The organism is Phosphitispora fastidiosa (genome assembly GCF_019008365.1).
GTDB lineage: Bacteria > Bacillota > Thermincolia > Thermincolales > UBA2595 > Phosphitispora > Phosphitispora fastidiosa.
The window spans coordinates 134,568-144,363 of sequence record NZ_JAHHUL010000007.1 but is presented as its reverse complement, the minus strand read 5'-3'; the positions used below and the strand labels follow the sequence as shown (position 1 = coordinate 144,363).

Sequence of the window (9,796 nt, the reverse complement as noted above, 5' to 3'; positions counted from 1 at the left end):
GATTTTTCGTAATATTCCAGGGCCTTCGCGCCGTTACCCTGGCTTTTGTGATAATCTCCCAGTTTGTTATAGCTTACAGACAGGTCCCGCCGGTAATCCGCACTGTCAGGATCAAGCTCTACCAGGGTCTCATCAATAGCCAGCGATTTTTGGTAATATTCCAGGGCCTTCGCGCCGTTTCCCTGGCTTTCGTGATAGTCTCCCAGTCTTTCATAGCTTACAGACACGCCCCGCCTATATTCCGCACTGTCAGGGTCTAGCTCAACCAGGGCCTCATCAATAGCCAGCGATTTCTCGTAATATTTCTGGGCTTTCACCCGGTTACCCAAAGAACGATAGATATCACCTAATTCTGTACAGTTTTTTGAATAACTTTTCAAATAATCTTTGTTTTCAGGTTCCATTTCACACAGTTTTTTCAATATGTCTTCAGCCTCATGATAGTAAGGTAAAGCACCACTTAAGCTGCCGTAAGCCTTCCAGCACCTACCCGCACAATAAGCGGTCTCTAAGACAAGCTTCAAATGTCCGACATTCCCTGACTCATTTTTTAGCAATTCCTGACCCGCCCTTAATGCAACAGCATAACCCTGCCCAGCAATAGAATAACGTTTCCTTTTATATGCATTATCAGCAAGATTGCGGCACACTTCTTCCATATGGCTAAAATGTTCCATGTCAATATCCCCGTCTTCAATAGCCTCATCTATCAGGCGTTCCAGATGAACCGGCAGGTGGTCCCTCAGATAGGGGGACATTTTTTTCAGGCCCCTTTGGTATTCTTTTAACCCATGCCTGGCCAGAGCTTCGTGTCCCTTATTTACTCTTACCCTGTATTCACCGCTCTTATAAAGATCCATAAGCCACTCGATAACACTTTTATGAAAGGGCTCAATTCTGCCTTTGCTTGAATCAAACAGGGACCCCAGGGACAGCACTGTTTTATCGACCTCATAATCCCTGCCCAGTATTTTCTCAACCATTTTGGTTTCCAGTGGTTCCACAGTAGCTGCAATCAGTTCAAACAATCTCCGGTGATTTCCTGCATATTTCTCAATGTCAGGAAACTGCCTCTCAAACAAGAGTGTATATACCCCGTTTAATCCTTCGGGGTATTCATCAACCCTGGTCAAATCCATGGTGCCTTTCTCAAATTCCTTCAATACCGTCTCAATATACCGGAAATTCCCCTGGCTTTTACTCACCAGCTTATCAACCGCTCCCGGGACCTGGGCTGCATCCCCGAATGCAGTTAGTTTTTTGTTTAGAAACTCCCTTATGTCCCTAATGTTTCTGGCATCATCATATTCCATTATCAGTGGCGTGCGCAAACCTGAAAAAACCCTCAGCAGCCGGGATTCCGGCCTGCTGGTAATTACTATCCCCAGCCATTTGGGCAGAGTTTCACCCTGGGAAGCCAATATGTCTGCCAAACCGTTCTGGCTCTGCATCTCTGACTCGTCAAGAGCATCAATTACGAGGACTTTTCGTCCCCGGGGCGGAATTACTTTATTCAGTTTTTCCACCAACAGGTATGTAAATAGGGCTGCTGGATTCATTTCGTCAATTTTTTTTGACTCTTTGTCTTCTATCAGTCTCTGCATATATCCCGGCACCTGTGTAGCAAGGGTGTAGGCCAGGGAACATATGGCCCGTTTAGGGTCAGACCTGGTGCTGTCATTATATTTACAGAAATGAGCCCCAACCACTGATGGCTCCTGGTGGCACAGTTTAGCGGCCAGGGCTGTTTTCCCCACCCCTGTTTTCCCCTGTATCCAATAAACCCTGGATGAATCATGTTCCAGCCAGTTGCGAAAAGCTTCAAATACCCACTCCCGCCCGGTAAAATTCCTAATTCTGTGGTCAATCTCCACATCATTATCAAGCGGCCTCAGAATATCCCGAAGAGTGGCCAGTTCACCCTCGAACCCCAGTTGAAACTCGCCCCTGACTGCCTTCAATATGGCCTGGTATTTCTCTGCATATACCGGTTCATTGATTTCTCCCGTATTCTGGTCGAAACACCTCTGCATATCCAGCCACTGGAGCCTGGCAATACATAGCGGCGGTACTACATTTTGGGCCATTAGGGGAGCGATCGGTTTTCCCTGAAAACGGGCAAAGCTCAGCTCGTCCAGGCAATACCCGTCAGGGCGCCGCATTGAGTGCGGGGTCATCAGAACAACTACCCAATCTGACAGGGTAATACCTTTTTCAATGGAAATCTCCCAATCATGGGTATTCTTGATCTTCTCCTCGTCATACCACACGTGATACCCCTCTACTTCCAGATCGGCCTTAATCCTCCTGGCCAGCTTTGAGTATTCATCATGCCCGTAGCTTAAAAAAATGTTCAATACTATCCCTCCCGAAAATTTCCTGTACCCAAATCCACGCAAACTTAAAAGTCATCGCCATCACCAGACTCATCCATCATTCTTTCTTTGGGAAAGAATTCCTCTATACCGTCTTTACCGTCTTTAATTTCAAGTATTACTACTTCTCCCTCTTCAGCTTTAACACACAAACTCCCTTTTCCGTGGTAAGAATTTGGTACTAACCCATTTACACCGGCACGATGTGCCTATATCATATATTTAAGGTAATATATCTGATGTGCAAAAAAACGGCCAACAATTTAGGTACACTAAATATTAAGGAGGCCGCTGAATGGTTTGGAATCCTGATTCATACCTGAAATTTAAAGCAGAACGTTTCCAACCCTTTAATGACCTGATAAATATGATAACTGTTAATCCAGGAATGAAGGTTATAGACCTGGGCTGCGGCACAGGGGAACTGACCAGAAAAATACTTGATATGATTCCGGATGGGAAGGTACTCGGAATAGACTCCTCAGTAGAGATGCTGGCACAATCAGTTCAATTTGCATGCCCGGGATTAGATTTTGAACTTCGGTCTATTGAAAATGCCACCGGAAGCTGGGACCTGGTTTTTTCTCACTCAGCCATCCAGTGGGTCGATAGTCATGAGGAACTGATTCCAAAACTGCTCTCACTTCTCAACCCAAACGGACAGCTAGCCCTTCAAATACCGTCTTGTGAGAATTATCTTTCTCACGGACTTGTTGCTGATGTTGCCCGAGAGGAACCGTTTCGCACCATACTAAAGCAGTGGTTCAGAGTATCCCCGGTTCTCTCCATTAATCAATATGCAACAATTCTGCACGATTTCGGCTGCCAAAAAATAACCGTTATAGAAAAGGTCTATCCACATATATTAGAAAATATTGACGCCCTGACTGATTGGGTTTCAGGTACTGTACTTCTCCCCTATTTTGAATGCCTGCCACAACAGATTCATAATACCTTTGTCCAAAGGTATCGTGTCAAAGCCAGGCAGTATTGTCCATCCGGGGAAGTCTTCTACCCGTTTCGCCGCATCCTGATTGCTGCCGCGATATAACCAAAAGGAAACTGCTATAATTTGGCGAATTATAATATTCGTGGATTTTCTCCATTTATTTGTAAATTACCTGCTTAAGGGAGTGATTTTTTCTGTTTAATCTGGAAAAAGCCGTCATTCTTGCTGCCCGGGCACATGAGGGCCAGCAGGACAAGGCAGGAAAACCATATATGCTGCATTGTCTCAGGGTAATGCTGAATACTTCAAATGAAGAGGAAATGATTACCGCAGTGCTTCACGATACCATCGAAGACGGAGGGTGCTCACCCGAAAGGCTCAGGGAAGAAGGAGTACCTGACAACATTATAGAGGCGCTGTCCTGCCTTACCCGCCATCAAGACGAACCATATGATCAGTACTTATTAAAAGTATCCGCTAACCCCCTGGCCACTGCTGTTAAGATCGCTGATCTGACAGACAACCTTGATTTGAACAGGATTAAAGATCCAACCTCTAAAAGCTATAAACGGCATGAGAAATACAGGAAGGCTTTAGATTATTTACTCAGCATCAAAGGGGAGGTGTAAACATTGTCATCAACAATTGATAAAAACTGGCACCTGGAGCAGATTAATAAGTACTCTGAAGAATATAGCTTTTATAAAGAATATGCCGGCATCTTAAGGCAGATTCTGGAGAAGGCCTGTGATTCATATGCTCCCAATGCCATAGTTCAGGCCAGGGCAAAGAATCTGTCGAGCTTTGCTGAGAAGGCAGTCAGAAAGCGGTCCAAGTATAGTCAACCGGCTTATCAGTTCACCGATTTATGCGGGGCCCGGGTAATTACCCATACCCTGGCCCAGGTTGATGCCATCAGCAAGTTTATAGAAGCAAATTTTATTATTGACTGGGAAAACAGCCTGGATGTCAGTTCCCGCCTGCAGAAGGACCAGTTCGGCTACCGTTCCGTCCACTATGTCATATCCCTGCCTCAAAAGCCGGTACTGGGTATTGATATACCTGAATCCATCGGGCCTAGGAAAGCCGAAATCCAGATCCGTACCATACTTCAGCATGCATGGTCAGATATAACCCATGACCGCATCTATAAGAGTAACTTCAGTGTCCCCGGCAAGCTCAGGCGTGACAGTGCCAGGTTGGCCGCCTTAATGGAAAACGCCGACAGTTTGTTTGGTGAATTCGTGCAGTCTATTGATTCCTATCAACTAAATTACAATACATATTCTAACCTGGTTGATATTGCTAACGAGATAGAAACACTGAAAACCGTATTTAATAACGAGCAGTCTAAAAAGAATAAACCGGGCCTGGCCTTACGGATAGCCAAAATCGCGGAGGTTATCAAAAAATGGGATACAATCGTAGAGGTCCTGCAAAGCTTGGCTGTTGACGAAATGGATAATCCCTATCTTAAGGCCCAGGTTTTTCTGGAACTGGGTTATGCTTTATGCATGAAGCACAAAAAAAAGCCTGACAGCAAAGAATTCCACACAGGTCAACAATATATCGGCTATGTTGCTCTGCCAGATAAATATAGCATGTGTCCGGCACCCATTACCAAAGAAGAATACCTTCTTCAGGCCAGGGCGCTGTCAGCCCTGGCCTGGACTCAAAAACTGCTTCAAAATAAAAAAACAGCCAGACAGCTTAACCTGCAGGCTTTCGAAAAAGACCCGCAAAACCCATACTTCCTGGCAGACTGTATTGAGCAGTTTATTGAAGAAGAGGATTATTTCCCCCTGCTAAAAAACAGCATAAACGAGGCCATCACTACCTGCAAAGCCCATATCAGCGCCGGTATTGAGATCCTCAGGGCATACCTGACTATGGGCCGTTTCTTTTATATTCTTGGTGTATATACAAACAGTCTGGAATCTTATATCAACGCCATCCATTACTGCAACTCCTTGAAAGTGGAAAAAGATATCAGTAACTTTAAAGACGACTTTGAAGACTCTTTTAAGGAGGCCTTTGACAATGAACTGGCGTTCCTTAAAAATACTGAACTTGGATATAAAACCACGGCTGAACTTGCCTGGATAACCAATGTGCTGCACGTGGGGAAGGCCTGCCTCTTTGAAGATAAGAGTCCCCGGTCCTTGGAAGTGTTGAAGAGCCTCGCTGCCAAAACCACCGGGTTTGACCGGCCGGTACTGATCATAGCCGGTAGTACCAGCAGCGGTCTGGATGAAGATTGTCCAATCCTCTGTAACGATTTACTGCAGGTATTGAAAGGGTTCCGGGGCACAATAATATCGGGAGGCATCACTTCCGGCGTCCCTGGCATGGTTGGCAAGCTGGTAAATGAGCTGAGAAAGGACGGCAGAATTGCTGTTTGCCTGCTTGGATACCTTCCAAAAACAATTCCATTTGACGCAACACGGGACGACAATTATGACAGTATCTTCTGCTCCCCTGACCACGGTTTCGGACCCGGAGAGCCGGTTCAGTACTGGGTGGACTTGGTTTCCCAAGGGGTTAAACCATCAGAAGTTTCTGTACTGGGTATTGGCGGAGGCACCATCTCCGCACTGGAATACAAGCTGGCCCTGGCCCTGGGCGCAAGGGTCGCTGTTATCGGTTCCGCTGGCAGCACTGCTTCACAAATTACCACAGATGCCGCCTTTGGTGGCAGCAATTATCTATTCAGCCTTCCCCCTGACCCCATGATAATCAGAGCATTTATTATGCAGAAAACACAGCCCTTCCTTGCTGAGGAACAGGTCGAAAAGGCAGCACAGGCAGCACATGCCCACTACCTTAATACCACCCAGCCCACTGAAGCATCCCGTAAAACATGGGACAAGCTCAACGAGGACCTCAAGTTATCCAACAGGCATCACATAAAATACATGGCAGAAATCCTAAGAAGCTGCGGGTATGGTATAAGAAACACTACCACAGAACCCTGCCTTGTGGAACTGACACCGTCACAAATTGAAGAGATGGCTATAATGGAACATGGACGATGGGTCATAGAAAGGCTTAACAGCGGCTGGCGGTATGGAGAGCAAAAGGATGTAGACAAAAAAATATCCCCCCATCTCGTGGCCTGGTCCGACCTTCCAGTAGAAATAAGGGAATATGATGTGGACTTCGTTACTAATTACCAGAATATCCTCAAAGACGCCGGAATGGAGATTTACAGACTGGACCAGGACTAACTGGGTATAAAGGCTAAACAAACATTTCATGGACATCAATCACTTTGCTGACCTTAGTCAAAATTCTGTTCACTTCAGAAGGACCGTATCCCGAATAAAACCTCACATATACAGCACAGGCGTACAATAATAACAACACTGTTTCCCTGTGCTTTGACACCATAGGCGCCAGCCGGACAGCAATCTCCGGCAGGCGCTTTTTGTACAGGTGAATACGGCCGATAAAGTCTATGTATACGGATTGTTTGGTTTCCGGGGGAACAGCTGTTTCCTCCAATAATTCCAAAACCTCAAGAACCATATCCAAACCAGCCTTATTACTGGCTATGCCCGCTTCAGTCTCATTGCAGGACTTCTCCAGCAAAAGGGACAGTTCAGTGATATGCTCACTATTTTGGGTGTATTCACGGCTTCCACTCAGTCCTTCGATACAATGCCTTAAAATTTTAAAGGCCCCGTCATAATACTCCCTTTTCAGGCACTCATGGAAAACCCTTAAGCGGAAGTCCCTGCAGCCGCACATCGCCCAATATGTCCCAGCCTTTGCATTGTCCCCTGACACCCCGAACTTCACACACTTATCCAGCAGTTCAAGCGCCTTGCCCCGGTTGCCCTGCCTGCTGTACTCCCATGATATTTCTAACATGGTTTCATACAGTTCTTCCAGTCCGCCTGAATTACCGGAAGACTTAATATATTCATTGATACATTTATCAAGGCACCTGTCCAGGCATTTTACCGCCGCATTAGGCTGGCCCTGGTTGTATAACTCATGGGATAACTTGAGCATATCACCAGGTTCATTGTCATCCCGGACACAGGCAGTCAGGAGGTCTGCCGCAAAATCCGCATATCCCGTCTGGTATAGTATTGATGATGTTTTTACCAGTCGTACCGTATCCAGCTCTGCTGCTAATTTGAAGGCCTCTTCGCCGTATCCCTGCCTTAACATTTCGGAAATAAGCCTATCCAGGTTGTCACAGTCATGGATTTTATTGCCCGAGTGGTCTTCCAGGTAAGTACGGCTGTTTTCATTAACCTGCACCGCTTTTTGCAGTACCTGATACGCTGTGCCGGTATAACCCAATTCATGAAGCATGAAGGAAAGCTTTAACAGGGTCGCAATCATTTTTTCCCCATCAGCAAATAAATCCAGCATGAAATGATGCTCATGGGAGATTACCCTGGCATGTTCATCATCAGACATCGAAAAATAACGGGCCGGCTCTTCAACAGTAATATAAACATTATAATTAAGGCCCTGCATTTTATCCATACAGTCCTGGCACCACTTCAAAGCGCGTAATGCCCCGGTTCTATCAAATCCCATCTGCAAAAGCTTTATCGATGCTTCGGCCAGGGCGTAAGTTTTTTCGAACGGATCTTCAATCCTGTTTATTAATGCCAGCCCCTTGCCGGGATATCCCATTAAAAGCAGGCTTAGAGCTGTTTCCCTTATGCAAGGACCCTTATAGCCGCTTTGGTTGACTGTGTCAAGTATTTTAAGGGTTTTCCTGCAGTAACCAAGGCATTTTTGACCTGTTGCCCGGACTGTTGCCTGTATTTTTGCCTGTACTTTCGCCTGGATTCCTCCCATGGCCATTACCCGGCAGCCTTCATTCTCAATACCTGAGGCCATTCTCAGGGCAGCAACTGAATAGCCTGCATCAAAAAGCCACCCTGCCATTTCTTTCTCCGCATCAAAACGGTCTGCAGGGTTTTCTATGCCCTGGATAAGGTTAATGGCATCTTTTATAAGGCCCAGATCCAAATACTTTTGGGCGATCTGCCCACATGCATAATTCCTGATCCGCCGGTCTTTTATACTCCCGGCCAGGGATAAAGCCCCAAACACATCACCGGTTTTACACTGTTCTGAGATAATATCCCTTAATAACAGGTCATCCCCGGATTCTACAGCTGCTTTCAGGCCGAAATCCCTCTGACCCATTTTCAGCCAAATCCGGCCCACCCGGGCCATTAGGCGTAAATTCTTCTGGGCCCGGGCTATCCGGAACGACTTCCCAAGGTCACCCTTTCTGAAGGCTTCCCTCAAGAGGTAGGTTACTGTTCTCTCGGTGAAGACCGGCAGGCCGGACTCCACTGCCGACAGACCGGTATCTGAAGCGTTTTTTCTGGCCAACTTTATTAACCTATCTATCAGGTATTCCAGTTCAGACATAGAGCTGCCTCTCTCCCAAACTTCTCAAACTTTCCTTTAAGACCCGTATCCATATGACAGGAATTCATACATATATTTTTTTGAAGCCTTTTTCGTCTCTGTCCACCTGGTACCTTCCTCTTTGGTATGGTGACGATGCCAGCCCTCTTCCTCGGTATAATCCCATAATACATCATCATAGAGGTTTTCCACAGCCATTTCCCTGACTGTGCCGTCCACATCTGTCGCGTCCACCATAACACCGGCCATTCCGTGGCTGAAAGGATACCTGTCATCATCGATGGGTTTGCCAACCCCGGCATCCATATGGCCATATATGTCCTGTAGCGCATGAAGGCCTCTGCCCAGGTGTTTCCATGCTTCATTCCTGTAATACCGGGCTTTCCAATAACCGGATCCCGGCACTTTGCTGATATAATATTTGGCTTTGTTCATTTCCTGGATGGCATGTCTCTCCCTGGTATCAATAGTATCACCGCTGTCTTCCCGCCGATCCAGGTGCCAGTCCTTGTCAAAATATTTCCAACTAAAATCCACACCGTCACAAGCCCTGGCAATTGTTTTTGCTTCATTAACGGCAAATCCCATGTCTCTCGCCCACCAGTAAGTATCAGTCAGATGCACGTCCTGTTCAGTTGCATATTCACCTGAACCGTGCCATGCATAAGCCGGAGTGGCAAACAGGGCAGTCATAAAAGCAATCAATACCAGGATGGCAATTCTTTTACCCTTCAAGGTTCCATTTTTCATTTTCGCATTCCTCCCTCTATAATCTTTCATTTTCTTTAATTTGCTCTTGAAATCTTAGATTTTCACATTTTTCAAAACGAGCCATCTGGGCAATATGCCTATTTTTGCATATATCTGGATGAACAAGGTTGACCTTAATAAGCCCTATGAGTTTTTCGCTTATTTCGGCCGATGGTATCCACTTGTTCTCCGGCGGCAACCCTCCCATGTCTCACAGGGTCTGTGCCCTAAATTCCTTCGTTCTGCCTGCCCATGAGGTGGATGTCAGTTGTGCTCCTTCGACTGGGTCTTGTGCCCTTATGGAATTGATTCA

At 46.2% G+C, this 9,796-nt stretch carries 8 protein-coding genes; 3 read left to right on the top strand and 5 right to left on the bottom strand.

Annotation, left to right across the window (positions count from 1 at the left end; all coding sequences use genetic code 11):
* Both Ga0451573_RS08900 and Ga0451573_RS19775 read right to left on the bottom strand, forming a co-directional pair.
* Positions 1-2,357: P-loop domain-containing protein (locus Ga0451573_RS08900; protein WP_231683531.1), on the bottom strand; the 2,357-nt coding region annotated here is incomplete at its 3' end.
* A gap of 44 nt (positions 2,358-2,401) precedes the next feature.
* On the bottom strand, positions 2,402-2,527 hold the full coding sequence (locus Ga0451573_RS19775; protein WP_269438175.1) for a hypothetical protein: 126 nt from the start codon (positions 2,525-2,527) through the stop codon (positions 2,402-2,404).
* Between the two features lie 143 nt (positions 2,528-2,670).
* On the opposite strand from Ga0451573_RS19775, the gene Ga0451573_RS08895 reads away from it, so the two are divergent.
* From Ga0451573_RS08895 to Ga0451573_RS08885, 3 genes are all read left to right on the top strand, one after another.
* Positions 2,671-3,426, top strand: coding sequence for a methyltransferase domain-containing protein (locus tag Ga0451573_RS08895; RefSeq protein ID WP_231683530.1), 756 nt, complete (start codon positions 2,671-2,673; stop codon positions 3,424-3,426).
* 92 nt (positions 3,427-3,518) lie between these two features.
* Entirely contained in the window at positions 3,519-3,953 is a 435-nt protein-coding gene (locus Ga0451573_RS08890; protein WP_492207353.1) for an HD domain-containing protein, read from the top strand.
* Positions 3,954-3,956: 3 nt separating this feature from the next.
* Positions 3,957-6,551, top strand: a complete 2,595-nt coding sequence (locus Ga0451573_RS08885; protein WP_231683528.1) for a RelA/SpoT-related domain-containing protein — start codon at positions 3,957-3,959, stop codon at positions 6,549-6,551.
* Between the two features lie 13 nt (positions 6,552-6,564).
* Here Ga0451573_RS08885 and Ga0451573_RS08880 read toward each other — a convergent pair whose 3' ends face one another.
* Genes Ga0451573_RS08880 through Ga0451573_RS08870 form a run of 3 tightly spaced genes read right to left on the bottom strand, consistent with a single transcriptional unit; the run spans position 6,565 to position 9,682 of the window.
* A complete protein-coding gene (locus Ga0451573_RS08880; RefSeq protein ID WP_231683527.1) occupies positions 6,565-8,733 on the bottom strand; it encodes a hypothetical protein in 2,169 nt (722 codons plus the stop codon).
* 36 nt (positions 8,734-8,769) lie between these two features.
* The gene (locus Ga0451573_RS08875) at positions 8,770-9,483 is read right to left on the bottom strand and encodes a hypothetical protein (RefSeq protein ID WP_231683526.1); all 714 of its coding nucleotides are present in this window, start codon (positions 9,481-9,483) and stop codon (positions 8,770-8,772) included.
* 16 nt (positions 9,484-9,499) lie between these two features.
* Positions 9,500-9,682 carry a hypothetical protein gene (locus Ga0451573_RS08870; RefSeq protein ID WP_231683525.1) on the bottom strand — a complete coding sequence of 61 codons (183 nt, stop codon included), beginning with the start codon at positions 9,680-9,682 and terminating at the stop codon, positions 9,500-9,502.
* Positions 9,683-9,796 lie beyond the last annotated feature (114 nt).

What these genes read in the sequence shown, in the direction of transcription:
- Ga0451573_RS08895 (WP_231683530.1), top strand. Translation starts at nt 2,671, where the DNA reads ATGGTTTGGAATCCTGATTCATACCTGAAATTTAAAGCAGAACGTTTC.
- Ga0451573_RS08875 (WP_231683526.1), bottom strand. Translation starts at nt 9,483, where the DNA reads ATGAAAAATGGAACCTTGAAGGGTAAAAGAATTGCCATCCTGGTATTG.
- Ga0451573_RS08880 (WP_231683527.1), bottom strand. Translation starts at nt 8,733, where the DNA reads ATGTCTGAACTGGAATACCTGATAGATAGGTTAATAAAGTTGGCCAGA.